The sequence below is a fragment of the Thermoactinomyces mirandus genome, assembly GCF_013868055.1.
Classification (GTDB): Bacteria; Bacillota; Bacilli; order Thermoactinomycetales; family Thermoactinomycetaceae; genus Thermoactinomyces; species Thermoactinomyces mirandus.
In genome coordinates, this window is sequence record NZ_JACEOL010000038.1 from 41,154 (window position 1) to 64,485 (window position 23,332).

Below are 23,332 nucleotides of genomic sequence, written 5' to 3' on the forward strand. Positions count from 1 at the left end.
TCCGACTCAAACCTACAGACCTTATTATACACTTCCGGGAAGAGGAAAAGAAAACCCGGATCAACATAAAAAAGGCTGATGATCCTTCAAGGACCACAGCCTGAGCGGGAGTGCATCAAAGATTCCAGCCGGTTATCCGTTATCAGGAAAATCGTTTTCCTTCATTTGGCATAATCTCTCCAGGGCAAGTTTATAACCATCCGTACCATAATGAAGACACCGTTTGACACGTGAGATGGTAGCCGTGCTGGCACCGGTCTCTGTTTCAATCCGGTTATAGGTACAGCCTTCCTGCAGCATACGGGCCACTTCCAGCCTTTGTGCCAAAGACTTGATTTCCCCAATGGTACACAGATCCTCAAAAAAGCGATAACACTCTTCCAACGTTTTTAATTGCAAAATCGCCTGAAAAAGTTGATCTACTTCTTTTTTGTTCAGTTTGTTCAATTGCATCATGATTCCTCCCCAAGGGTAGAAGGAAGTTCTTTTATCCTTTAAAGTTTTACCTTTATTAAGTTTAACAGAAAAACAAATCTTATTGAAAAAATACTTTTCCGGTTAGCGGCAAAACATTGACCCATGTTTTTCCTGGCAATAAAGCGATTTCCTTTCCATTACTGTAAGGAACAATCCATCCGTTGCGAAACTTCCATTCAATCGGAACCGCTTTTCCCTGCTGCATGAGATATCCTTTTCCCGAACCGGTGATGTCTACATCCCGGTGTCCTGCATAGTCAATCACCTGATGTTTGGCAAAGACCACCAGCACATTTTGCATGGCAAGCGGCGTTTCCGTTTCCCGATCCGTTTGCCGTTCCCCTTCAGTATAACGAATATATGCTTTGCTCGCACGGTCATATTGATATCCGGCTTTATACAATTTGTGATAAATAAGCTCGATTTTCTCTGCCGTCTGCCCCTGACCGGTGGCAGCACTCCTGGAAAAAAGGTAAGCCTGTTTCCCGTCATAAGCGGGGAATTTTTTGTCTGCTGCAACCTGCCTCAGCACTTCCAAATCAGCATACAGGTTATGGGGAGACTTCCGGAAAGAAACGCGGGTAAAATGTTTTTCATCCTGATGAACGCCATCGATGGAGGAGCTTTTCTCATTCCGGATCCGGTCCAGTGCCGATGGAGACCCGCCGGCATGAGCCACGACGGCCCCCGACCCGTCAGCCAGATCGAGATAATAGTCGCGTACACTGCGTACCGGACCAACTGTCCCTTCCAAATGATCATAATAAAAAGCGGCAAAACGGCTGATCTCACCTTCAGCCAGAATCTCCACCACCACATCGGCAAGGTAAAGCCCGGATTGCGGTCTGGCATGCGGATGATTATTGATCATAACCATCATGACTGGCCTGGACTCTGTTTCTGGCACGGGTGTACCTGTGATCGGGCTCGTCAACTCTGTCCGGGGTTCTTGGTTTTTGGGGACAGGAATGGAGTCAGGCTGGCAACCTGCCAGACAAACCAGCAACACACTGAAGATTGCCAATTTCATTTTCACCGGAAATTCCTCCATCTCAATTATTTTTTTGCTCAAAGCCAAAAACTCGAACCGGCACCTTTCTTCTCTACCAAACCAGACTCTCTCTTTTTAAAGTTCGAGCACAAAAGGGGCCAGCCCTCTTTTTCATATGAATATATAAAAAATCATGAACCCTGCAGGATCGTGGAACCGCACCCTTCGCGCCTTGCAGACCGGCAAATCTGTTTATTCCCCGTAAACCGGCTAAACCAGCAGGCGGCAGACAGAAAAAAGGGTTCTGTCTGTTATCCCGGGGAACTTTGCCATTGGATGCGCAAAATCCGGCATATGCCGGAGCAGGCGAAACAAATGACAGAAGGGGAATCCGCCATCAAATTTAAAGGGGGGACACCTTTAAAAGCGAACAATAAACACTTTTTCAAGCAGGCTGGAAAATGTCACTCCCTATCTCTTTGTCTTTTCGGAAAATAGAGGTAAAATAAATAGATTAAGATAATTAGGGAGTGGTTCCTGATGGCAATCAAAGGGGAAATTATACTGGAAAACGGGGGAAAAATCGAAATTGATTTTTTTCCGGAAGAGGCTCCGATTACAGTCAATAATTTTTGCAAATTGGCAAACCAGGGTTTTTACAATGGTCTTAACTTTCACCGGGTGATTCCGGGATTTGTCAGCCAGGGCGGATGCCCGAACGGATTGGGAAATGGGGATGCAGGTTACACTATTCCTTGTGAAACCGAAAACAATCCGCACCGCCATGTAACCGGAGCGTTATCGATGGCGCATCGCGGTAAAGATACGGGTTCATGCCAATTCTTTATCGTGCATGAACCCCAACCTCATCTGGACGGGGTCCATACCGTTTTCGGGATTGTGACAAAAGGAATGGAGCATGTTTTGAACATGCTGCCCGGTACAGTGATGAAGGAAGTAAGAGTGTGGGAAGAATAAACATGCAAAACTGCCGGCCTCTACAAAAGGGCGGCAGTTTTGTCCATAGGAGGGCCTAGTTGATATTGGCCTTCTCTTTCTTTTTACAATGATAGATATTGGCGATTCCCGACGAAATGGTTCCTGCATAAAGATCAAGAAAATCGGAATCAGACAGCAGGTGATTTTCCCGCATATGGGTGATGAATAAAGAAGCAATGGTGATTGCAGGCATCTTTACATCACGCAGTTCCTGAAGTCTCCCTTCGACTGTCTCTGTATCATTTTTTTTGCCAAGATCAACCACTCCGTAATTCCGTAAAAAGTTTGCAAGCTGGTTATGGAGCCAACACTGGATTCGTCTTGATTTCAATCCCGCAATGACGCTGACATAAGAGGAAAACCCGCCCATAGTGGGATCGGGAGATGCATTGGTATGAATACTTAAAAATAAGTCCGCATTTTGCTGGTTGGCCCACCGGCTTCTTTCTTCAGCACCCAGATTCACATCGACAGAGCGTGTCATTGTGACAGATATATCATGATAATGCAGGAGTTTTCGACGGACCCGAAAAGCAATCTCCAGACACACATCTTTTTCAAACAGGGAGTAACCAATAGCGCCCCAATCATCACCACCATGTCCCGGGTCAAGACACACCAACATGTTTTTCACCTCACATAGAGACAGTGCTTCTTGTTCATTCACTTTTTCCCCACATATTTAGTTTGCAAACAGGGAATTCAAAAAAAGTTCAAAAAAACGGAAGCGTTAACATTATCCTTTCAACCGCAACAAAACATAACTGGAGACGATTTTTGAAGCTTCGTCCTGACGCATTGATATGGTCAGGAAACTTCATCTCCAAAAATCGCTACTCCAGGTATTTGCGGCATAGCCGGACTCCCTTTCCTAAAAGCTCTCCCTGATGGTTACCTGATCCAGAGACAGTCGCTGCGTCGGGCGCACAGAACCGGCTTTTTTTCCAATTGAGATCAGCATGACCGGAATATACCGGTCAGGAACCCGGAAAGCCTCAACCAGTTTTTTCCGGTCAAATCCTCCGATCGGGCATGTATCATATCCTTTTGCCTTGGCGGCCAGCATGATTTGCATTGCCGCCAGACCGGCATTGAGCATGGCTTCATCACGCGCAAACTGGAAATTATTCTGATAAGCCTCGTCAACCTGGCCAATCATCCGATCATAAACTTCCCAGGAAATTTCCCCTTTCTTCAGGGATTCTCCATAAACCACTCTCGCCGTCTCATTGGCCTTCAAATCCCCCAAAACAACCACTGTAACAGATGCCTCGCTCACCTGTGCCTGATTGTTGGCAATGGTACGCAAACGTTCTTTCATCTCCGGGGAAGCAATCACCAAAAACCGCCAATGCTGCAGGTTCCAGGATGATGGAACCCGGGTGGCAATCTCCAGTATCTCATCCAGTTCCTCCTGCGGGATCTTCGCCTGAGGATCATATTTGCGGACACTGGCCCGCGCTTTCATCACTTCAATGACATCTGCTGCTGTTGACATCTGACCACCCCAATATATCAATAGTATAAAAAATTATGTTTATATACTACTTATTATTATAAAAGCTTGGCAAATATCTTTGTGCATATTCAACCAAACCAAATACCTGTTTTAGAGCGATTGGCAAGTTTGAACAATCTCCGGAAACTGCAAAACTTTGCAATGCGGAAACCGCAATTAACCGGCTATTTAGTAAAAGCGCCTTCACATCATAGACCAGTTAACAGTGGTAACCATCCCCACACATGGCGGTGGTTTCAGAATTCAGCTTTAAAAATGAATTACACTCCAGCCCTCAATGCCCACTGCATAAGGAGCTTGAACGGCCATCCCGATATCGATCAGGTCTGTATGTATACCGACTCGCGCAACACACTTACAACATTTTCATCTGGCATCAGCAAACTCGCCAGGAAGGTGGCAGTTATTTTTCCGCCCGACTGCAATATCTCGAATGTTCTGTTCCTTTTTGATTGATTACCGAATAATCCGGTTGGCTTCTGTTTCTCCCAAACATTAAAATAACAGGACATCCAATTTTGGGTGCCACTTTTTCCATTCCATCAGATACGGCAAAAAAACGCCCTTCCCGGGAGAACAGAGATTTTCAAAGAACTTCGCCATACAGCAATTTTAGCCCCTAAAAATAATTTCATTCAACTTGAGCGACAAATCCGCATCCACTTTTACCTTCTTTGTAACCTGCTGCGGCAAACAATTCGTCAATTGTCTCTGCCACATCTCGTAATAACCGGTGCCATTTCCCCTTCAATAACGGTCTGGAGCAGGCTTTTGATAACCGATTGGGAACAAAAATTCCGTACTTTCATTCCCTTTGGAACAAAAGTACGGTTGTTGCCATCCTGTAATATTTTGCAGGCTTTTAAGACCCGCCTCTTATTTCCGGAAAAGCAAATATGCAAAATAAGGAGCGCCAATCAGTGAGGACACGATTCCGGCAGAAATCCCCTCCGGTTCGAGCAGATTGCGCCCGATGGTATCGGCGAACAGAAGAAGCCAGCCACCGACCAGGAGCGTAATCGGCAGAAACAGCTGATTCCTGGGCCCAATCAGCGCTTTAGCCAGATGAGGCGCCATCAGCCCGATAAAAGCGATTGCACCTGTTACCGAGACGGCTGACGCAGCCAGTGCAACGGCTGCCAGCAGGAGAAACAGCCTCTCTTTTTCAATGGACAAACCCACCCCGATAGCGACCGGATCGCTCAGGCTGAGCAGATTTAACCGGTTTGCCTTAAACAGGGTACAGGGAATAAACACGGCCAGCCACGGAAGAATGGCCCAGATAAAGGGCCAGTCTGTCCCCCAGATTTCCCCTGCCAGCCATCCGGCAATGAAATCCACTTTCTGGCGATCGGTCGACGATATGATTACAACCATGGCTCCGGAGAAAGCCATGGAAAACCCGATCCCCACAAGGATCAATCTGACCGGCTGAAGGCCGGATCCTTTGCGAAATGAGAAAATATAGATCAGTATGGCCGTCAGTAACGCTCCAATAAACGCCGCCACCGGCAGCAGATAGGTAAAGGAACCGGCACCGATCGGAAAAAACAGAAAGAAAAGGGCAACACCCACTCCCGCCCCGGAATTGATTCCTATAATTCCGGGATCGGCCAAATCATTTTTGGTCAATCCCTGCAATATGGCCCCTGACATGGCCAGGGCCATTCCGGCGAGCAGGGTTACCACGATCCGTGGCAAACGGATGGAAAACAGGACAAATTCTTCCTTGAATGTTTCGTCTCCCAGCATAGTCGGCAAAATCCGGTCATAGGAAACGGAGGAGTAGCCCATACCAAGGCTTAACGTAATGGTTAATGCGATCAATACAAGCAGGATAACGATGATCCGTTTCTGTTTTTTCAGAATCGAAGAATGGATCATGTCAAAGTCTTCCCTCCTTTATGGATGATAAACAGAAATAAGGGCAGACCCAGCACGGAAACAATGGCATAGACCGGTGTTTCATAAGGGGCATTGACCGTTCGTCCCAGCGTATCAGCCAGCAACATGAAAGATGCCCCGATGATGGCTGACATGGGAAGAACAAAACGGTAATCCATCCCTGTAAAAGTTCTCACTATATGTGGAACCATCAGACCGACAAAGGCCATATTCCCGACCAGCGCAACGGAAGAACCGGCAAGCAAGACAATGACAATAAACAGGACCGTTTTAACCCGGTTGATCTTCTGCCCCAATCCGACAGCCACTTCTTCATTCAAGCTGAGAATGGTCAGTTGACTTGAAAGGTAAAAAGATACAGCCATTCCCAAAACAATAAACGGGATAGCCACCTGAAGCTGGCTCCAGGAAGTGCCGATCAGTCCGCCTGCAGTCCACATCGATATATCTTTGGAAATTATAAAATACAGGCCGGTTCCTTCTGCAACTCCGTACAAGAAAGCGGATACTGCCGCCCCGGCAAGAACTATCCTTAAAGATGAGAAACCGCCCTTTATCATCACCCCGATTCCAAACACCAGCATCATGCCAACAGCCGCACCGACAAAGCAGGCGATCGTCGTTGCCAAATATCCGGCAGAAGGGCTGAGTGCCAGCATGATAGCCAGTGCCGCATTGGCTCCAGCTGTTAATCCCAGTAACCCCGGGTCGGCAAGCGGATTCCTGGTCAGTCCCTGCATGATTGCCCCGGCAACAGAAAGGGCAGCTCCGACAAAGATTGCAGCCACTTCACGCGGCAAACGGATTTCCCGAATCATTGTAAGAGTATCTGTTTTTTCACCGGACAGAAGAGCCAGCCAGACCTCCCTGATACTTGTGTCGGCCGCACCCCAGACCATCGCTGCCGCAAAACAGGCGATAAAGACAAAAAGTCCAACCATGAACTTGAAAAACATTGAAAGGGATTTTTTATGCTTGCTCATAAACATCTCATCTTTCTAACAGCAAGAAGAGGAATTCCCATCATAAGAATCCCTCCTGCATTCTTATTTGTTTAACAATGCCTTTTTAATAAAATCAAGCTGATATTCCAGGGAAATGGGATCGTTAAAATAGAATTCCTTGGCATTCGCTTCAAAAACGCGGTTGTTTTTTACAGCAGGTATGTTTTGATAAGTTTCTGTTTCCTGGAAGGATGTATCCCCGTCGGCATTTTTGCTGAAGATAACATAATCACCGGCGAAATCGGACAAAACTTCTGGCGAAATGGCATAGTACCCCGATTTAAGCGCCATCTTTTTCACTTTTTCGGGCATATTCAGTTTCATTTCCTGATACAGGATTTCTGTTCCACGCGCCCAGTTGTCGCCAAAAACGTAAAGTTGTTTATCATAGTTTTCAATCACCGAAACTGTTGCATCTTCGCCAATCTTTGCCTTGATATCCTTTCCGGCCTGTCTGGCTTCTGCCTTGAATTGTTCAATCCATTTCTTCGCTTCTTCTTCCTTATTCAAAAGTTTCCCGATTTCCAGATGCTGGCTCAGGTAATCCAGTTTCCCGTATGTGAAGGTAACGGTAGGAGCAATCTGTTTTAATTTATCAACATTTTTCGTATTGGAAAGACCGATGATCAAATCAGGATTCAGCTCGATAATCTTCTCCAGATTATCATCGGTTACAACTTCCACATCTTTCAGCTCTTCAAAACGGGGATTCATTTTGGACCAGGAATCCACCCCGACAATATTGACATCCAGCGCCAGGACATTCCCCGCAAATGTTGAAAGTACAACGACTCTCTGTGGATTGGCAGGCACTTCTACCGGACCTTTCCCCGATTGGTAAGTAATTGTCTCTGCCCGGGCGATTTCACCCTTTTCCGCACCTGGCGCTCCGCAGGCACTAAGAACAAGTACCAGCATAAGCGGGAGTGGCAGCATTTTTCTCATAACGTTCTTCTCCTTTAAGCAGATTGTAAGTAATGCACATGGGTTTGTTTGTACGGGGATCACGTCCGATTTCCGCATCGATCTGGAATACTTCCTTAAGTACTTCACGGTTTATGACTTCCTCGCTGCTTCCGGTCTTCACAATCTTTCCACCTTTCAAGGCTACGAGAAAATCTGCAAAACGGGCAGCCTGGTTCAAGTCATGCAGTACTATGACAATCGTCCGTCCCTGCTCCTGATTGAGTTTTTGCAAAAGTTGGAGAATCTCCAGCTGATGGGCCAGATCCAGATAGGTCGTCGGTTCGTCGAGGAAAATCATCTCGGTTTTCTGGGCAAACGCCAATGCAATCCAGACTCGCTGTCTTTGGCCGCCGGACAAGGAATCTACCGGTGTGTATTTACAGTTTTTTGTACCGGTTACCTCCATGGCCCAGTCAATAACCTCCAGATCCTCTTTCGTCAATCTTCCAAAACCCTTTTGATAGGGAAACCGCCCATATGAAACAAGTTCACCTGCGGTAAGGCCAGCTGCGCTTTCTGGAGACTGGGGAAGAATCGCCATTTTCCGCGCCAGGCTCTTTGTGTCTTCCCGGGCAATGCTAACCCCGTCAAGCAGGATCGATCCCGACTGATGCGGAATGATGCGTGACATGGCTTTCAGAAGGGTAGACTTGCCGCATCCATTTGGCCCGATGATTACGGTAATTTTTCCGTCAGGGATTTCAAGCGTCAGATCCTTTACAATTGCCCGTTCCCCATACCCAACTTGTAACTTTTTTGTGTAAAGACGAACCATGATGATGCCCCCATGACCTTTAATGATAATGATTATCAATATCTGTCAAATAATACTATAAAACGTTTTCCTGTTAACGTCAATGCAAAAGAATTCTATTAATATATGAACTACTATTATATTGGAAACGCTTTACAGCTGTTCACTTTATTTTTTTCATATATACTGAATATTTGGAAATAATTTCTGACATTATTTATCAGCTTTGTCAGATGTAAAAAAAATAACCGAATTGCCCTCAGGAGTTTTTTAGCATCATAAGGCAATTTTTTATTTTGTCAGTACCGGCTTGTGATTTGCATACGATCAGGCATGTGTCGTTTCCGCAAAGGGTTCCGATTATTTCTTCCCATCTTATTTGATCAATAAAAAAACCGATGGCATGGGCATTTCCGGGTAAAGTTTTTAACAAAATCAAATTATTGACAGAATCGATATTTACCAGACTATTTGCCACCACCCGCCTGAATTTCTTTAACAACTCATCATAAGGCAAGCCTGAAATCGGTAAACTGTATTTATATCTCCCATTCCCCACAGGCACTTTTATAAGTTGAAGTTCCTTGATATCTCTGCTGACAGTTGCCTGTGTTACATGATAACCCAGCGAATTTAACCGTTCGACCAGTTGTTTTTGCGTTTCAATTTCCTCATTGGTAACCAGCTCACGTATTGCCGAATAACGTTGGTATTTCCCCATTATTGTTACATCTCCTTGTAAATAATTCTTTCCATCTGCATATATTGGAATATCAAAACCCTTGTACAATTGCATTATAATAAAAAATATATGACAAAATCATAAAAATATAAGGAAAGCAAAAAAAGAGGAGGCAATCTTTGAAACCGAAGCCACGTACTCCCTTCGTTAAAGCGAAAACGCTTGCCTGGCAAGATAAGGCATGACTATTCAGCCTGCCTGAAAGCAAACTCCAGTAAGCTTCCCGTTTTAAGATGAAGTACAGAAAACAGATCCCAAAAATTGCCTCCTGTGAATCGATTTTTTTACAGCGGAAAGAACAACTCCCCTCTTTCTGTTTTCATCTGATTGCAATTTTACTCACTGTATATTACAGTTCCGGCTTTTCCAAGCAACGCTTCAAGTCCTTTGTCCAGAGACGTGATGATTCCCAGACGCCCAGGTTTAGATTCCACGAATTCCACTGCTGCTTCTACCTTGGGCAACATACTGCCTGATTCAAATTGTCCTTCCTGTATATATTTTTTCATTGATTCCGCTGAAATCTTTTCTAACGCTGCCTGATCAGGCTTATTATAATTAATATACACATTTTCGACTTCCGTCAGGATTAACAGAATATCCGCGTCAATCAGTTCGGCAAGTTTTTGTGACGCAAAATCTTTATCGATAACCCCCTCTACCCCGACAAGCCGGTTTTGATCCCAGTAAACAGGAACTCCGCCGCCACCGGTACAGATAATAACATTATCCTTTTCAATCAAATTTTCTATGATTTCATGTTCCAAAATATTGATTGGCTTTGGAGACGGAACCACCTTTCTCCAACCTTTTCCTGCTATTTTCCGGTAAATATCTCCCGTTTCTTCCATTAACTTTTTCGCTTCTTCTTCGGAATAATACGGCCCAATTGGCTTGCTTGGATTTTTAAAGGCCTCGTCGTTTAAATCTACTTCTACTCTTGTAACAATAGCTGCTACGCCTTTATTGATTCCCTGTTCCCGCAAGTTGACCTCCAATTCCTTTTCCATCCAGTATCCAATCATCCCCTGGCTCATTGCGCCGCAAGTATCCAATGGCATTGCCGGAGTCTGCCTGGAATCTGATTTCAATTGTTGCAATAAAATGTTGCCGACTTGAGGTCCATTGCCATGCGTAATAACAACCTGATATCCTGATTTAATGATTTCAACCAGTTCTGCTGCTGTATCCTCAATTGCTTTTTGTTGAGCTTCAGCGGTTGCCTCCCCTGATTGAATCGCATTCCCGCCTAATGCAACCACTATTTTCTTGTTTGCCTTTTCCATAACCACGTTCCTTTCCCTAACAACTAGTGCTAAATTGTTATGCTGCCATTAATCAGCCCTGCAATAGCAAAGATGGCAAGTATGACAAAAAGGATCATCAGAAAAATATCCAACTTGGTATCTTTCTGTTTTACATGATTTTCCTTTTGCGCCCATTTATACAGAATGATCCCCGGAGCGTACAGCAACATTGTCAGAAGCAAATAATCAATTCCTGCTGCATAGACCAGCCATATTGCATAAATAGATGCAATGGCTCCCACAATTAAACCTTTCCGGGATTCTTTCTGATCCTGATAGGTTTCCCCGGTTTTTGCCAATTTTACTTGATAGAAAGCAGACAGCATGTAGGGGATCAGGATGGCCGAAGAGGCCAGCGAAAACATAAAATTATAGGCAGCATCTGAAAAGAGTAACGTAATCAAAAATATTTGCACCAAACCGTTTGTTAACCACAGGGAATTAACCGGTGCCTTGTTTTTGTTTTCCTTGGACAACCATTTCGGAAAAACTTTGTCTTTCGCTGAAATATATGGCAATTCAGCGGCGAACAGTGTCCAGCTAAGCCAGGCTCCCAGTACCGAAATGATCAGCCCCAGATTGATAAAAACAGCACCCCATTTTCCGACAACCGCTTCCAGTACATATGCCATTGCCGGGTTAGGCAAATCAGCCAGTTCTTCTCTGGGCATAATCCCCATCGATAAGAGGGAAATCAGGATATAAATCAATAATACGGATATCAAACCAATAACCGTTGCTTTGCCCACATCGGATTTTCTTTTTGCCCTTGACGACATAACCACTGCGCCTTCAACGCCTATAAATACCCATAATGTAACCAGCATCGTGCTTTTTACCTGTTCAAACACAGAGTTCCATGAAAAGTTGCCGTTTCCCCAAAAATCCATTGAAAATGTATCCAGATTAAAAGCAAAAATTACTATCAGAAGAAAAACGAAGATGGGAATGATCTTGGCAATCGTTACAATTGTATTGATAAAGGCTGCCGAGCTTACTCCCTGAAGGATAAGATAATGAACCAGCCACAGTAATACGGAAGCGCCTATAATCGATGCAACATTTTGTCCTTCGCCAAATACGGAGAAAAAGTATCCAAGTGAAGACATAACCAGCGTAGCATAGGCGACATTGCCCAGCCAGGCGGACAGCCAATATCCCCACGCACTGTTAAAGCCCAGAAACGGTCCAAAGCCTTCCTTCGCGTAACTGTAGACGCCACTGTCAAGTTCCGGTTTTCTGAAGCTCAAACTCTGAAACACAAAGGCAACTGCAATAATTCCGATTCCGGTAATGATCCAGCCAATAATCGCAGCACCTGCGTTTGCTCCCAACGCAATATCGCCTGCAAGGTTGAAAGCCCCACCGCCAACCATCGAACCGATAACCAGTGCGGTTAACGCAATCAGACCTAATTTTTTATTTTCCTCCATTTTGACCACCTTTTTTTCAGGAGGCTTGGTTCACCTCCTGTTTATAAGTTGTTGTTTGTCGCTGCCATAACCGCTTTAATCGTGTGAAGACGATTTTCAGCTTCATCAAATACGTATGAATTTTTGCTCTGGAAGACTTCATCGGTTACTTCCATTTCTTTCAAGCCAAATTTCTCATATACATCTCTTCCGATTTCTGTCTCCAAATCATGGAAACTGGGCAAGCAATGCAAAAAGATGACATTCTCATTTCCTGTTTTTTCGATCATTGCTCTATTCACCTGATACGGCTGCAACAATTCGATGCGTTCTTTGAATTTATCTTCTTCACCCATAGAAACCCAGACATCTGTGTAAATGGCATCAACACCGGAAACAGCCTGATCTACCTCACTGGTGACCATGATTTTTCCATTGGAAGTTTTGGCAACTTCAGTTGCATAATTGACGATTTCTGTATTCGGGAACAATTCTTTCGGCGAACAAATTCGGACATCCATTCCCACTTTGGCCCCGCCGATTAATAAACTGTTGGCAACATTGTTCCTTCCATCTCCTACGTACACCAGCTTAATCCCTTTAAGGTGACCAAGATTTTCTTTAACGGTCAGAAAATCGGCCAGGATTTGGGTAGGATGATATTCATTTGTTAACCCGTTCCAGACCGGGACTCCGGAATATTTCGCCAAATCCTCCACGGTTGATTGGTTAAAGCCGCGAAACTCAATACCATCAAACATGCGGCCAAGTACAATTGCCGTGTCGCGAGTCGATTCTTTTTTACCAAACTGGATATCATTTTTACCCAAATATTCAGGGTGAGCTCCCAAATCTATACATGCAACGGTAAAAGCACAGCGGGTTCTGGTTGAGGGTTTTTCAAAGATCAAGGCAATATTTTGCCTTTCCAAATACCGATGCGGAACGCCGTTTTTCTTTTTTGTTTTTAATTCCGCGGCCAAGTCGATCAGATAATTTATTTCATCTTCCGTGAAATCCCTCAGTGTCAACAAACTTCTCCCTGCCAGGCGATTGCTCAATATTGTTTCCATTACAATTCCTCCATTTATTGAAAGCATTTCCGATTATTGATAGCATTTCCCAAATTTGGCAATTAATCAAATCTCTTTTCTGACCAACGGCATACTCATGCAACGCGGGCCCCCACGACCTCTGGATATTTCAGAACTTGTTACTTCTATAACTTCGATACCGTTTTCCCTTAATAACCTGTTGGATTCAAAGTTCCGGTCATAAGTAACAACAACGCCGGGAGCAATAGCCAACGTATTGGACCCGTCATTCCACTGTTCTCTTGGTCCGGTTATTTCATCTCCCCCGCCGCAAGGAATCAGGACAACCTCCTTCAGTCCCAATACTTCTTTTAATGTTTCCAGCAAATTCGTTTTGTGAGTAATATTTAAGATTTCGCCATTGGTTCCTTTTTCCAAAATATAAATGTTCATTTCTCCTTTTGTATCCTGAATGCCGGAATGAATCGTGAATTTATCATAATCCACCATCGTAAATACGGTATCCAGGTGCATAAAGGCTCTGGATTTCGGAATTTCTACGGCAACCACACGTTTAAAATCGTTTTGGCCGTTAAAAAGGTTTAATGCAAAATGTTCAATCGCTTTGGCTGAAGTTCGGGAACTGATTCCAATCGCAATGGTCTCCTTGTTAAGTACTAATTCGTCTCCACCCTCCAGCGAATGTTCAAAATCGCGATTAAACCAGATTGGGATCTCCTCATTTGCAAACCGCGGATGATATTTGATAATGTACGCCATAAACAGAGACTCCCGGCGCCTTGCTTTTTCTCTCATCCGGTTAATCGTTAAACCGTTTCCAATTGAAGCGGCGGGATCTCTGGTAAAATAAAGATTGGGCATCGGATCCAAATAAAACGGATAATGATCTTCCAGCAGTTCATACAGATGAACCCTTTTGGACAGATCGATTTCAGATTTGCGAACTCCGGACGCAATTTTTTTAATCATTTGTTCTGTATCAAAAGACGACAAATATTCATAAAGGGCGTCATAGGATGCGTCACCAAAGATCTTTGACTCTGTCAGGATATCTTTCAGGAATTGTTTGCGAACGTCAGCTGTATTTAACGCTTCCGTTAAAAGCGTTGTCAAATACAAAACTTCAATCCCCCTGTTTCGCAAAACAGATGCGAAATAATCATGTTCCTTCTGAACAATCGGCAAAAATGGAATATCATCGAAGAGCAACCTGTCCAGGAATTCAGGCGTCAGATTCTCCAATTCCTCTCCTGGCTGATGTAATAAAACGGTTTGTAACTCACCTATTTCTGAGGTGACATTGATAGGATTCTTCATCAAAAAACCTCCCAGACGACGTTTTATAGTAGTATTTCCGTATTTCCATCTTTTATAATAAAGTACTTAAAAAACTTTATATGTGAAAACATTTACAATGTCAGTTGATAATTTTTTACATAAACCAGGTTATATTTTTATAATCTATTTCTTTTTCTACATGCATTTACGGTAATCGTTAAAATTATTGTTGTTGTCATATTATTCAAATCAATCGGCCAAGGATATGACAATTTTCTTAATATGTATGAACGAGCACCAATCCTGAGCGTATTTTTAGGCTATAATGAGAGTGAAAAATAATTCCAACCATCCCTATAATATTTATGCATCATGATGTTTATTTATAAAGTTTTATTAAAAACTTGAATAACATTAGTGCACAAAATAATCATGAAACAAAGATGATATAATAAACATAGGAAGTTGATGGATTGCTTTCAATAATATAGATAAAAATTCCATGATTTTGCAAATATAGCATTGATACTGTAATCCATAAAAACCCGCTTATGGAAGATTAGTGAAGGGTGAGCCAAACATGATGGTAAATTGTATTAATCAGTTAAAAAACATTGAGTTTTTTTCTCATCTTGATGAGCAGGAATTGAAAAAGTACGAAAAGCATTTATTCCATCGTACCTACCAAAAAAAACAGATATTATTTACTGAGGGGGATCCAAGAGAAAGAATCTATTTTTTAATCAGCGGATACGTTAAACTGGAGAAAAACAACGTAGATATGACAGCGCAATATATCGATTATGTGAGGCCAAATGATCTCTTTCCATATGGAGGCATGTTTTTTGATGACTTTTATCATTATTCCGCCTATGCTTTGACAGATATACTGGTTTACTACATTCCCACGAAATTTTTTGAAAGCACTGTAAGCGCTGACAAAAAGCAGCTGTTTATCATTATCAAACGGTTATCGAGCATACTGGAACACCATGAAAACCGTTTGAAAATTATCAATTCCAATTATGTAAAAGACCGGGTGATTCTGTCTGTCGCTTACCTGATAAAAACCTACGGAGTTAAAGCAGATCACGGAATTATGATTGATGTACCGATGACCTTGACCGAAATTGCCAGATTAGCCGGAACATCACGAGTATCTGTTTCTCATATATTCAAGGATCTGAAAAAGGAAAACCTGCTTTCAGACCAGTCAAACCATATCGTGGTTCATAACCCCGATTATTTTTTACAGAAATTGTAGGAAAAAATGCATTCGATTCGGTCAATAACCTGATTATTTTTTATTTCATAACATCCGGTCATATCGGATCTTCCGGTTAATGAAGCAGCAATTTCAATTTCTCTTTTCATCCGGCATCAAGTGATAAATATCTGTTTAAAACATTGTCTTTGCTGAATAAAAAACAGCATCCCTGTTCTTTGAAACAGAGCTGCTGTCTGTTTTGCGTGTCTTGCCACATTCCGGCAATTCGCCTGGCCAGGTTCAACCCAAACCCTCATACATGCGTACGGCAGCATCTGTGCTGTTTCTGCCTGCAGCAACCACTTTTGTGACAAAATCTCCCCTGACCATCACAAAGTTTGTATTCCCCGCCTTCAATCCTGAGGACCTTTCCGTTTACCAAAGATTTGGCAAGCTTTTTTCTTGCCTGATTATAGATTCCCTGAACGGTTGTCCGTGCTACATTCATTTGTGTGGCACATTCTGCCTGAGTCAACCCTTCCAGATCAATCAGCCGGATCGTCTCATATTCATCGACAGTCATCTGCACAAAATTGGCAAAATTGGCCTCGTTATCCGGTAAATCGAGCGGTCCAAATTGAGTGGTATCAGGCAAACAGCAAACTTTTCTCCCTTTTCTTGGTCTTGGCATCGTATCAATCCTCCAATTGCAACGGAAGCAACCGTGGTTGCTTCCGTTGCCTTTTGCTTTTTACAAATTTTCCAATTGCTTGTCAACCGCTTCAATCCGTTTTTGAAACAACTCTTTTTGTTTTTGGAGCAGCTTCCTTTTTGTTTCAGGAGAAAACATATCCCATTTAGAATATTTCCCTAAACGATGACCTGACCCGTGTCTTAAACCAAATCCCTTTCTTCGCCCCAAACCTGTGCCATTGCCAGTTTTAATTGCCCACTCACAACGTCCATGGCCTCTTCCCGTCATCGAGCCAAACCCCATTGGACCCGTTCCGTCTTTTCCCGGCATTTGATCCACCTCTCCTTTATCTTTATGACATATGTCATTTACAATTGTAATTATAGCTTATTTATGACATATGTCAATAATAAATCAATAACTTTCCTGCTGGCTAATTAATGTTTCCAGACTAAAAAAATCAGTTTTCTTCAAGTCTGCAAGAAGCAAATAAAGGTTTTCGATCTTTGAGCAAAATAATAGCCGTAAGCAAAAATGCCATTCCATCTCCTAATGAAAAAGACAGCCATACACCCTTCAACCCGAAAAAATGGGGAAGGATAAACACAAAAGGAAGCAGAAACAATACTCGCCTGGACATGGATAACATAAAGGCTTTTCTTGCCTTGCCAAGCGCCTGATAGAGTCCCGAAGCAACCATGGGCAGGCCGATCATGGGCGTAACGAAGAAAATCCACCTCAATGCTTCCGAACCATTTTTGATCATCTCATGATCTGCAGTGAAGATATTCATTAAAAGCCCCGGGATTGTCATTATAATAATCCATGTGATCATTGCAATTCCGGTGGCAATATATGCACACAGTTTAAAGGTTCGTCCCACTCTTTCTGCCAGGCCGGCTCCATGGTTGAACCCGATGATCGGCTGCATTCCCTGGACAATTCCTGAAATCGGCATATCAGAAAAGGTAAGAAGCCGGTTGATAATGCCAAAGATCGCGATCTCGCCTTCTCCGCCATATGAAACAAGTACCCGGTTTACAGAAACAACCATCAGGCTTGTCGCTGACATCATTACGAAAGCAGGCAGGCCGATCCCGATAATTTCTTTTACCAAACGAAAATTGGGCTTCCAGATCCAGTTTATTTGAAGCGAACTTCCTCCGCCCAAAAATACTTCAACAGCCAAATGGCCGATGTGCTTTGTCCAATAATGGTTGAAAGTGCCGCCCCCCTCATACCCATCTCCAGGCCAAAAATAAATATGGGGGTAATAATCAGTTTGACAACTGTTCCAACAAGCATGGTGTTCATGGCCAATTTGGCATTGCCTTCTGAACGGACAACATTATTTGTACCCATCGCAAACGAAAAAATCACCGAGCCTATGAGAATAATCTGCAAATAGTCTTTGGCATACGGCAAAATCACATCTGTCGCCCCGAAAAATCTTAGCAGGGGCTCAATTAACAAAAAAGCGGCAATCATAACAATCAGGCTGAAAAATATAATCAGCCAGATAATATGCCCGAATACTTTATTTGCCTCATTTAAACGCTTCTCTCCCAATCGTCTGGAGATGATGGAAGCACCGCCTACGCCAAAGGTTGCTGCACTGGCCGAGATAATCATCTGAATAGGAAATACAATTGATAAAGCGGCCAATCCGATTGTGCCGACACCTCGAGCCATGAAAATGGCATCAAGGATATTGTAAAGTGCATTTACGAACATTCCGATGAAAGCAGGCAATGACAGCTTCACCAATAAAGCGGGGATTTTTTCAGTTCCCAAACGACTGCTTTGTTGCTTCATCTGAATGCTCCCTTTCTAAAAACGAAATGTAATCGACTGCATTATCAGAAATCCTTTTTAGCATGTCAAGCAATTGGGTCCTTTCATCATCGGTAAAACCTTGCACCAGAATTTCCGTCCATTGTTTCATCACCGATTTGATCATAGGTTCCAAAGCAAACGCTTTTTCGGTGAGAAATACCAAATTGATGCGCCGGTCGCGTTCACTTGGCTTTCGGCTGACAAATCCCTGTTTTTCAAGCTTTTGCAACGCCCGGGCTGTTGTGGTTTTATCGATATTCAACTTTCGGGCCAATTCATCCTGTGAAATGCCGTCTTTCCGGTACAAAACCCCTAAAAAACCCAATTGGCCGGAACCAATCCCAACATCCATGAATTTGCGTGCCTTATAAATCATGCTGTAACGGTGAATGGTTGAAATCCACTTTCCCACCGACTCATGATGATTCGACATTCTGGCCACATCCTTTCCATAATAGTTGTAAATGCAACTATCTAGAATAATAGCCGAAATTAGTTGTATATGCAACAAACAACCGGCATGATCTCGCTTGTCCAATATCAAAAGAACCCCTGTAATCAGGGGTCTCCAGAGCTTTCGCCTAAATTTCTCCATTGTCATTATTTCTTATAAAAGGCAAATCAAATGCAACACACGCGCCACGGTCATTGTCATTAAAAGCAGCTATGCTGCCGCCATGCATTTCTACCAGTTTTTTGGCAATGTAAAGGCCAAGTCCCACATGGCCGTTTTTATGGGAACGGGCTTCATCTCCTTTGTAGAATTTCCTGAACAGATTTGACAGGTCTTTTCTGCTAAATCCTTTTCCTGTATCACATATTTTAAAATGGATCCGGTCCCGGGCCATATCCGCATTGATTCGAATTCTTCCGTTTTCCGGAGTGTAACGGATGCTGTTTGATATGACATTGTCAAGTATGCGGTCAAGTTTTCCAACATCCACCGGAAATATGGCTTCGCCCCGGTTTTGGCAACTGACATTCACTTCAAACACGATCTTTTTGTCTCTGGAAATCATTTCGTAACTTTCTTTTTTCTTCATCAGGAATGAACGTATATCTATCGAAACAGCATGAATATCTTCGCCGGATCTCTCCAGTTCCATGGCGTACAGGATTTCCCTGATCAGTTCACTGGCCTGATCGGCTTTCTCCTTGATTACCCGTAAATAGTTTGCGGTTTGCTCAGCATTGCCCGAACCATTATCCAGAAGTGATTCTGTGTAGCCCTGTATCACGGAAAGAGGCGTTTTCATATCATGGGCAAGAGCCTGAACCATCTCCTGCCTTTCCTGCTCAGCTTTCCACTGTGACATCAAGGACTTTTTCAGCTCGTTTTTCATTTCATCAAATGCTTCACAAAGTTTGCCAAGTTCATTCTCTGCCCTGTAATCCAAATCAAAATCCAGGTCCTTTTCTTTTACCTTTCTGATAGCATCAATCAACATATTTACCGGTTTTCCTGTATTTTTGGCAAGAATCCTTGAAAAAGCAAACGTAAAGACCACAATATAGATAAACGGAGAAAAAATAATCACCATAAAAACGAATGTAAACCATATTTTATCGGATGTTTCCGGATAATAAGGGGTTATTGCATAGGACAATGAAATCGCTCCGCTGATCTTTCCCCTGGAATTGAATACCGGGATCATCTTTGCGTATCTTCCGTCCATTTTGATAGTCGTATTTACTTTGTTATACAAATCCTCTTTGCCGTTTAAAATTTTATGATGCTCTGTCCCGTATATAATCTCTCCGTTTTCATCCACTACCTGATATAAAATGACTTTTGAAGGGACCCTTTGCTCAAGGAGATTCCGGTTTCTCTTGTTTAAAAGGAGTGTACCTTCTCTTCTGATATAATCTTCAAGATCCGGGATCATCTTTTCCGGGTAATTGGCAGGGTATACTTTTTTGTATTCAATCTGGGTAAAAAGAATGAACCCTGCAAAATACGTGACGATGGTAGCGATGATGCTGAGAAGGATAATCAGGACAAAAGTTATGATAAATTGGGTCTTGAGAGACTTTTTTTCCAACATGGATAAACACCTGCCAATACATAAGAACCGGTCATTGGATGATCCTGTTAAACCGGTAACCAATTCCCCATACAGTTGATATATACTCTGTATCATGATCAAATTCAGCCAGCTTGGCCCTTATGTTCTTCACATGCTCGGTCACCGTGGAGCAATCTCCTTCAGCATCGTAACCCCATATTTTTTCATAAATCTGTTCCTTGGAAAAGACCTGCCCCGGATGTAACGAGAGAAGTTCGATGATCTCAAACTCCCGTTTTGTGAACATGATTTCTTCGTTATGAATGTATATCCGGCGGGACTTTAAATCAATGGTGAGATTTTTAAAATGCAATAAAACTCTTTTTCCGGCATCATTAAGGAAAATGGCTCTTTTCTCCCGTCTCAAATGCGCTTCAACTCTGGCCAACAGCTCTTTTAAACCGAATGGCTTTGCCACGTAATCGTCACCGCCCAGAGCCAATCCCTTGATTTTATCGGCCTCAGACTGTTTCGCGCTTAAAAATATGATGGGGCATAAAACGATATCCCGTATTTTTCTGCAAACCTCATATCCATCCATTCCCGGCATCATGATATCGAGGATGATCAGTTCAGGTTGCTGCCTTGCCAATTCTGCCCCCTTCGCTCCATCATAAGCTGTCAGAACGGTATGACCTTTTCTTTCCAGCGAATCTTTTAACAGGGCAACAAGATCCTCTTCATCATCGATAATTAAAATTTTGCCCATTACCAGATCACCCTCCATCTGCGGCTTCTTTTGTCCCTGACGAAAGAAGCCGGATTTTACTCATATACTTTTCTTCCTTCCCACCTTTTAAACCACACCAGACTGCCAAACAGCATGACAACAAAAAACAGGATCGCGGGAACAAGGCCTTTTATGGCTTGATCGAGCACAAAACCTGAAGAAATAATCTGCGGAGGATATTTCATCCCGGGTTCAGCCCATAAATAAACTCCGGGAAATATGGACAATCTTACCGGCCAGGCCCATGGCACCCATGGCCATATCTGATCGCCGAGATTGGTTACCATCAATGCGGCCATCATCAAACCAAAACTGCCAACTCCGACAGATGCCCCCATTCCCCACGCCAGACTGATCCATAAATTCAATACCAGTAACGGGGTCATACCGACAATCGCCATGATCGCTCCGGCAATGAAAATCGGCCAGGCCATCCTGATCTCCAGAATGAATTCCGCTCCAGCCATAAATGTTAATACTGCCAGCAACGTGCTGGCTGATGCCAGAAGAAACAGAAACAACAGCTTCCCAAGATACATGTCACGCCGCGGCAACCTGCTGCCAAGCAATCCGTTAAAGCTTCCCGCCAGTTCTTCCTGATGGATGATCATGCCAGACAGCAAACCGGTCCCCAATGGAATTGCCAATGCCGCCCACACTTCAAAAAAAGCCCGGTACATGGATATTTGAATATTTGCCGGGATAAATCTGAAAGAATAATACCAAATCATTAGTGCTGCAAAAACGACGGGAATCAGGAATACAAACCATCTGACGGGAGTTCGTTTTGTCTTCAGCCATTCAGATGATAACAGGTTCATGATTTTACCTCTTTCCTGTCAAACCAGATCGCAGTAATGGCTGTAATCAGGATCCCTGACAGAATGGAGAGCGTAATCCCTGCCGGTATGGATGAAGCATCTCTCAGGGGATCGGTGGCTTCCAGTAAAATCCCGTTAGGATGTACCCCGATGATCGGGCACATAAGTCTTGTCGGCCAACTCCATGGTACATATACCCAGCAGGATTTCGGCGCGGCCAGAACCCCTGCGATCATTCCCGCAAATCCCGCAGTCATACTGTAAAATGTGCCTTTCCAGGATGCCACCCACAATTGGATTGGTATGATTGCCAGGGAGGCCACCCAGATGACAAGGCCACCTGTGAAAATTTTGAGCCATGGAACCGGCCCGTCGGCTGAAATAAACCCGGAGATGACGGTGGCCACCATAAGAAAAAATGCTGCAACCAGTGTATGCAGCGCCATTACGATAACTTTGCCTGACCAGATACGAGCAGGGGAAATATTCATAGCACGAAGGTAGCGGTAATTTCCCGCCTTTTTCTCCTGTGATGCTCCCAACGCTGCCAATAAGGCAATGCCGAGCGGAACAAATATGACCGGCCACCAATTGTACACCAGAGCGATCAGAAGCTGCCATGACCTTGAATAGTCAACCGGCATAAACAACTTTTGCAAAAGGGCATTGATTACAAACAACAAGGGGGCAAGCAAAATCAATTTTCTTGTAAAGGTCCCTTTATATTTCAAAAGTTCCGACTGAATCATGTTCATCACTTTTTCTCCTTTACAACATGAAGGAATAACTTCTCGAGATTCTCATCCCGGTTGACCTTCCCCTGATATTTAAGCAAACCATTGCTTACGATCCCGATATGTTCTGCGATTCGGGAGACTTCAGACAAAATATGGCTTGAAAGAATAACCGTAATTCCCTTTTCGGGAAATGAACCTATTAACTGCCTCAGTTTTCGAATCCCTACCGGGTCCAGTCCATTTGCAGGTTCATCGAGGATCAGCAGTTCAGGATCGCCCAAAAGGGCCATGGCAATTCCCAGTCTCTGTTTCATCCCCATGGAAAATCGCGACGCCGGCTTTTTGCCGGTATTTTTCAAATCCACCAACTCAAGCACTTCATCAATCCTTTTTTTCGGAATCTCCATCAGCTTAGTGTGAACAAGAAGATTTTCGGATGCGGTCAGATTTCCATACAATGCAGGTGTCTCAATCAGGGAACCGATTCGTTCAAGATGCTTTCGCTGCCACGGTTCACCAAAAACAGCAATTTCGCCTGCACTGGGTTTTATTAAACCGACAAGCATTTTTAAAATGGTGGATTTGCCTGCCCCGTTAGGCCCAAGCAGGCCATATACCGATCCCTTTGGCACTTTGAGGGAAATATCATCTACAGCAAGCTGTTTCCCGTAATATTTTTTTAAATTTCTCGTCTCAAGTATGAGGTTTGACATAGGATCACACTCTCTCACAGATGGATAAGTATTTTTTTCATTTACTAATTTAACTGGTATTTATAAAGAATTTATCAAGACAAAAAAATAACTGTCGTCTTTTTAAAGCTGACAGTTAT

The 23,332-nt window shown here is 43.4% G+C and carries 26 protein-coding genes; 3 read left to right on the forward strand and 23 right to left on the reverse strand.

Translation table 11 applies throughout. From position 1 onward, the window contains the following. Positions 1-132: 132 nt before the first annotated feature. Together H2C83_RS12405 and H2C83_RS12410 are read right to left on the reverse strand one after the other, a co-directional pair. Positions 133-453, reverse strand: a complete 321-nt coding sequence (locus tag H2C83_RS12405) for a YerC/YecD family TrpR-related protein (protein ID WP_181741322.1) — start codon at positions 451-453, stop codon at positions 133-135. A gap of 82 nt (positions 454-535) precedes the next feature. Beyond that, complete coding sequence (locus H2C83_RS12410; protein ID WP_246333900.1) at positions 536-1,507, reverse strand: DUF3048 domain-containing protein; 972 nt, start codon at positions 1,505-1,507, stop codon at positions 536-538. A gap of 171 nt (positions 1,508-1,678) precedes the next feature. On the opposite strand from H2C83_RS12410, the gene H2C83_RS12415 reads away from it, so the two are divergent. Further along, entirely contained in the window at positions 1,679-1,966 is a 288-nt protein-coding gene (locus tag H2C83_RS12415; RefSeq protein WP_181741207.1) for a hypothetical protein, read from the forward strand. A 42-nt stretch (positions 1,967-2,008) separates the two neighbouring features. Further along, positions 2,009-2,446 (forward strand): peptidylprolyl isomerase, encoded by a 438-nt coding sequence (locus H2C83_RS12420; RefSeq protein ID WP_181741209.1) that lies wholly within the window; start codon positions 2,009-2,011, stop codon positions 2,444-2,446. Between the two features lie 55 nt (positions 2,447-2,501). On the opposite strand, the gene H2C83_RS12425 is transcribed toward H2C83_RS12420, so the two are convergent. The 11 genes from H2C83_RS12425 to arcA form a co-directional block, all read right to left on the reverse strand. Beyond that, on the reverse strand, positions 2,502-3,134 hold the full coding sequence (locus tag H2C83_RS12425; protein ID WP_181741211.1) for an N-acetylmuramoyl-L-alanine amidase family protein: 633 nt from the start codon (positions 3,132-3,134) through the stop codon (positions 2,502-2,504). Between the two features lie 204 nt (positions 3,135-3,338). After that, positions 3,339-3,965: a nitroreductase family protein gene (locus H2C83_RS12430; protein WP_181741213.1), complete on the reverse strand. Its 627-nt coding sequence runs from the start codon at positions 3,963-3,965 to the stop codon at positions 3,339-3,341. Between the two features lie 897 nt (positions 3,966-4,862). Beyond that, the gene (locus H2C83_RS12435; RefSeq protein WP_181741215.1) at positions 4,863-5,870 is read right to left on the reverse strand and encodes a FecCD family ABC transporter permease; all 1,008 of its coding nucleotides are present in this window, start codon (positions 5,868-5,870) and stop codon (positions 4,863-4,865) included. Next, positions 5,867-6,832, reverse strand: a complete 966-nt coding sequence (locus tag H2C83_RS12440) for a FecCD family ABC transporter permease (protein WP_246333893.1) — start codon at positions 6,830-6,832, stop codon at positions 5,867-5,869. The genes H2C83_RS12435 and H2C83_RS12440 overlap by 4 nt, the downstream gene beginning before the upstream one ends. Before the next feature lie 105 nt (positions 6,833-6,937). Continuing rightward, entirely contained in the window at positions 6,938-7,840 is a 903-nt protein-coding gene (locus tag H2C83_RS12445) for an iron-hydroxamate ABC transporter substrate-binding protein (protein ID WP_181741219.1), read from the reverse strand. After that, positions 7,794-8,636 (reverse strand): ABC transporter ATP-binding protein, encoded by an 843-nt coding sequence (locus H2C83_RS12450; protein WP_181741221.1) that lies wholly within the window; start codon positions 8,634-8,636, stop codon positions 7,794-7,796. The genes H2C83_RS12445 and H2C83_RS12450 overlap by 47 nt, the downstream gene beginning before the upstream one ends. A 238-nt stretch (positions 8,637-8,874) precedes the next feature. Then, positions 8,875-9,336, reverse strand: a complete 462-nt coding sequence (gene ahrC / locus H2C83_RS12455; protein ID WP_181741222.1) for a transcriptional regulator AhrC/ArgR — start codon at positions 9,334-9,336, stop codon at positions 8,875-8,877. A 356-nt stretch (positions 9,337-9,692) separates the two neighbouring features. Continuing rightward, entirely contained in the window at positions 9,693-10,643 is a 951-nt protein-coding gene (gene arcC, locus H2C83_RS12460) for a carbamate kinase (RefSeq protein ID WP_181741224.1), read from the reverse strand. 29 nt (positions 10,644-10,672) lie between these two features. Continuing rightward, positions 10,673-12,097 (reverse strand): arginine-ornithine antiporter, encoded by a 1,425-nt coding sequence (gene arcD, locus H2C83_RS12465; protein ID WP_181741226.1) that lies wholly within the window; start codon positions 12,095-12,097, stop codon positions 10,673-10,675. Between the two features lie 41 nt (positions 12,098-12,138). Continuing rightward, positions 12,139-13,140 (reverse strand): ornithine carbamoyltransferase, encoded by a 1,002-nt coding sequence (gene argF, locus H2C83_RS12470; protein ID WP_376766362.1) that lies wholly within the window; start codon positions 13,138-13,140, stop codon positions 12,139-12,141. Between the two features lie 75 nt (positions 13,141-13,215). Then, complete coding sequence (gene arcA, locus H2C83_RS12475) at positions 13,216-14,448, reverse strand: arginine deiminase (protein WP_181741230.1); 1,233 nt, start codon at positions 14,446-14,448, stop codon at positions 13,216-13,218. A 541-nt stretch (positions 14,449-14,989) separates the two neighbouring features. Between arcA and H2C83_RS12480 the strand changes: the two genes are divergently transcribed. Then, entirely contained in the window at positions 14,990-15,673 is a 684-nt protein-coding gene (locus H2C83_RS12480) for a Crp/Fnr family transcriptional regulator (protein ID WP_246333894.1), read from the forward strand. 256 nt (positions 15,674-15,929) lie between these two features. Here the strand turns inward: H2C83_RS12480 and H2C83_RS12485 are convergent, their stop codons facing one another. The 10 genes from H2C83_RS12485 to H2C83_RS12525 form a co-directional block, all read right to left on the reverse strand. Then, positions 15,930-16,307, reverse strand: a complete 378-nt coding sequence (locus H2C83_RS12485; protein WP_181741232.1) for a DUF134 domain-containing protein — start codon at positions 16,305-16,307, stop codon at positions 15,930-15,932. Positions 16,308-16,367: 60 nt separating this feature from the next. Beyond that, positions 16,368-16,640 (reverse strand): DUF5320 domain-containing protein, encoded by a 273-nt coding sequence (locus H2C83_RS12490; RefSeq protein WP_181741326.1) that lies wholly within the window; start codon positions 16,638-16,640, stop codon positions 16,368-16,370. A 130-nt stretch (positions 16,641-16,770) separates the two neighbouring features. Beyond that, a complete protein-coding gene (locus H2C83_RS17810; RefSeq protein ID WP_246333895.1) occupies positions 16,771-17,499 on the reverse strand; it encodes an MATE family efflux transporter in 729 nt (242 codons plus the stop codon). Continuing rightward, the gene (locus H2C83_RS17815) at positions 17,454-18,125 is read right to left on the reverse strand and encodes an MATE family efflux transporter (protein WP_246333896.1); all 672 of its coding nucleotides are present in this window, start codon (positions 18,123-18,125) and stop codon (positions 17,454-17,456) included. Before H2C83_RS17815 ends, H2C83_RS17810 begins: the two co-directional genes overlap by 46 nt. Further along, positions 18,094-18,579, reverse strand: a complete 486-nt coding sequence (locus H2C83_RS12500; RefSeq protein ID WP_181741234.1) for a MarR family winged helix-turn-helix transcriptional regulator — start codon at positions 18,577-18,579, stop codon at positions 18,094-18,096. Before H2C83_RS12500 ends, H2C83_RS17815 begins: the two co-directional genes overlap by 32 nt. A 148-nt stretch (positions 18,580-18,727) precedes the next feature. Beyond that, positions 18,728-20,287 (reverse strand): HAMP domain-containing sensor histidine kinase, encoded by a 1,560-nt coding sequence (locus H2C83_RS12505; protein WP_220184151.1) that lies wholly within the window; start codon positions 20,285-20,287, stop codon positions 18,728-18,730. Further along, on the reverse strand, positions 20,223-20,921 hold the full coding sequence (locus H2C83_RS12510; protein ID WP_181741330.1) for a response regulator transcription factor: 699 nt from the start codon (positions 20,919-20,921) through the stop codon (positions 20,223-20,225). Before H2C83_RS12510 ends, H2C83_RS12505 begins: the two co-directional genes overlap by 65 nt. 56 nt (positions 20,922-20,977) lie before the next feature. After that, positions 20,978-21,763 (reverse strand): lantibiotic immunity ABC transporter MutG family permease subunit, encoded by a 786-nt coding sequence (locus tag H2C83_RS12515; protein ID WP_181741236.1) that lies wholly within the window; start codon positions 21,761-21,763, stop codon positions 20,978-20,980. After that, positions 21,760-22,518 carry a lantibiotic immunity ABC transporter MutE/EpiE family permease subunit gene (locus tag H2C83_RS12520; protein ID WP_181741238.1) on the reverse strand — a complete coding sequence of 253 codons (759 nt, stop codon included), beginning with the start codon at positions 22,516-22,518 and terminating at the stop codon, positions 21,760-21,762. The genes H2C83_RS12515 and H2C83_RS12520 overlap by 4 nt, the downstream gene beginning before the upstream one ends. After that, complete coding sequence (locus H2C83_RS12525) at positions 22,518-23,213, reverse strand: lantibiotic protection ABC transporter ATP-binding protein (protein WP_181741240.1); 696 nt, start codon at positions 23,211-23,213, stop codon at positions 22,518-22,520. Before H2C83_RS12525 ends, H2C83_RS12520 begins: the two co-directional genes overlap by 1 nt. Positions 23,214-23,332: the final 119 nt, after the last annotated feature.

Coding starts and splice junctions, on each gene's coding strand:
- H2C83_RS12405 (WP_181741322.1), bottom strand. CDS start 453: ATGCAATTGAACAAACTGAACAAAAAAGAAGTAGATCAACTTTTTCAG.
- H2C83_RS12410 (WP_246333900.1), bottom strand. CDS start 1,507: ATGAAATTGGCAATCTTCAGTGTGTTGCTGGTTTGTCTGGCAGGTTGC.
- H2C83_RS12420 (WP_181741209.1), top strand. CDS start 2,009: ATGGCAATCAAAGGGGAAATTATACTGGAAAACGGGGGAAAAATCGAA.
- H2C83_RS12430 (WP_181741213.1), bottom strand. CDS start 3,965: ATGTCAACAGCAGCAGATGTCATTGAAGTGATGAAAGCGCGGGCCAGT.
- H2C83_RS12435 (WP_181741215.1), bottom strand. CDS start 5,870: ATGATCCATTCTTCGATTCTGAAAAAACAGAAACGGATCATCGTTATC.
- H2C83_RS12440 (WP_246333893.1), bottom strand. CDS start 6,832: ATGGTTGGACTTTTTGTCTTTATCGCCTGTTTTGCGGCAGCGATGGTC.
- H2C83_RS12445 (WP_181741219.1), bottom strand. CDS start 7,840: ATGAGAAAAATGCTGCCACTCCCGCTTATGCTGGTACTTGTTCTTAGT.
- H2C83_RS12450 (WP_181741221.1), bottom strand. CDS start 8,636: ATGGTTCGTCTTTACACAAAAAAGTTACAAGTTGGGTATGGGGAACGG.
- ahrC (WP_181741222.1), bottom strand. CDS start 9,336: ATGGGGAAATACCAACGTTATTCGGCAATACGTGAGCTGGTTACCAAT.
- arcC (WP_181741224.1), bottom strand. CDS start 10,643: ATGGAAAAGGCAAACAAGAAAATAGTGGTTGCATTAGGCGGGAATGCG.
- arcD (WP_181741226.1), bottom strand. CDS start 12,097: ATGGAGGAAAATAAAAAATTAGGTCTGATTGCGTTAACCGCACTGGTT.
- arcA (WP_181741230.1), bottom strand. CDS start 14,448: ATGAAGAATCCTATCAATGTCACCTCAGAAATAGGTGAGTTACAAACC.
- H2C83_RS12480 (WP_246333894.1), top strand. CDS start 14,990: ATGATGGTAAATTGTATTAATCAGTTAAAAAACATTGAGTTTTTTTCT.
- H2C83_RS12485 (WP_181741232.1), bottom strand. CDS start 16,307: ATGCCAAGACCAAGAAAAGGGAGAAAAGTTTGCTGTTTGCCTGATACC.
- H2C83_RS12490 (WP_181741326.1), bottom strand. CDS start 16,640: ATGCCGGGAAAAGACGGAACGGGTCCAATGGGGTTTGGCTCGATGACG.
- H2C83_RS17815 (WP_246333896.1), bottom strand. CDS start 18,125: ATGAAGCAACAAAGCAGTCGTTTGGGAACTGAAAAAATCCCCGCTTTA.
- H2C83_RS12500 (WP_181741234.1), bottom strand. CDS start 18,579: ATGTCGAATCATCATGAGTCGGTGGGAAAGTGGATTTCAACCATTCAC.
- H2C83_RS12505 (WP_220184151.1), bottom strand. CDS start 20,287: ATGATACAGAGTATATATCAACTGTATGGGGAATTGGTTACCGGTTTA.
- H2C83_RS12510 (WP_181741330.1), bottom strand. CDS start 20,921: ATGGGCAAAATTTTAATTATCGATGATGAAGAGGATCTTGTTGCCCTG.
- H2C83_RS12515 (WP_181741236.1), bottom strand. CDS start 21,763: ATGAACCTGTTATCATCTGAATGGCTGAAGACAAAACGAACTCCCGTC.
- H2C83_RS12520 (WP_181741238.1), bottom strand. CDS start 22,518: ATGAACATGATTCAGTCGGAACTTTTGAAATATAAAGGGACCTTTACA.
- H2C83_RS12525 (WP_181741240.1), bottom strand. CDS start 23,213: ATGTCAAACCTCATACTTGAGACGAGAAATTTAAAAAAATATTACGGG.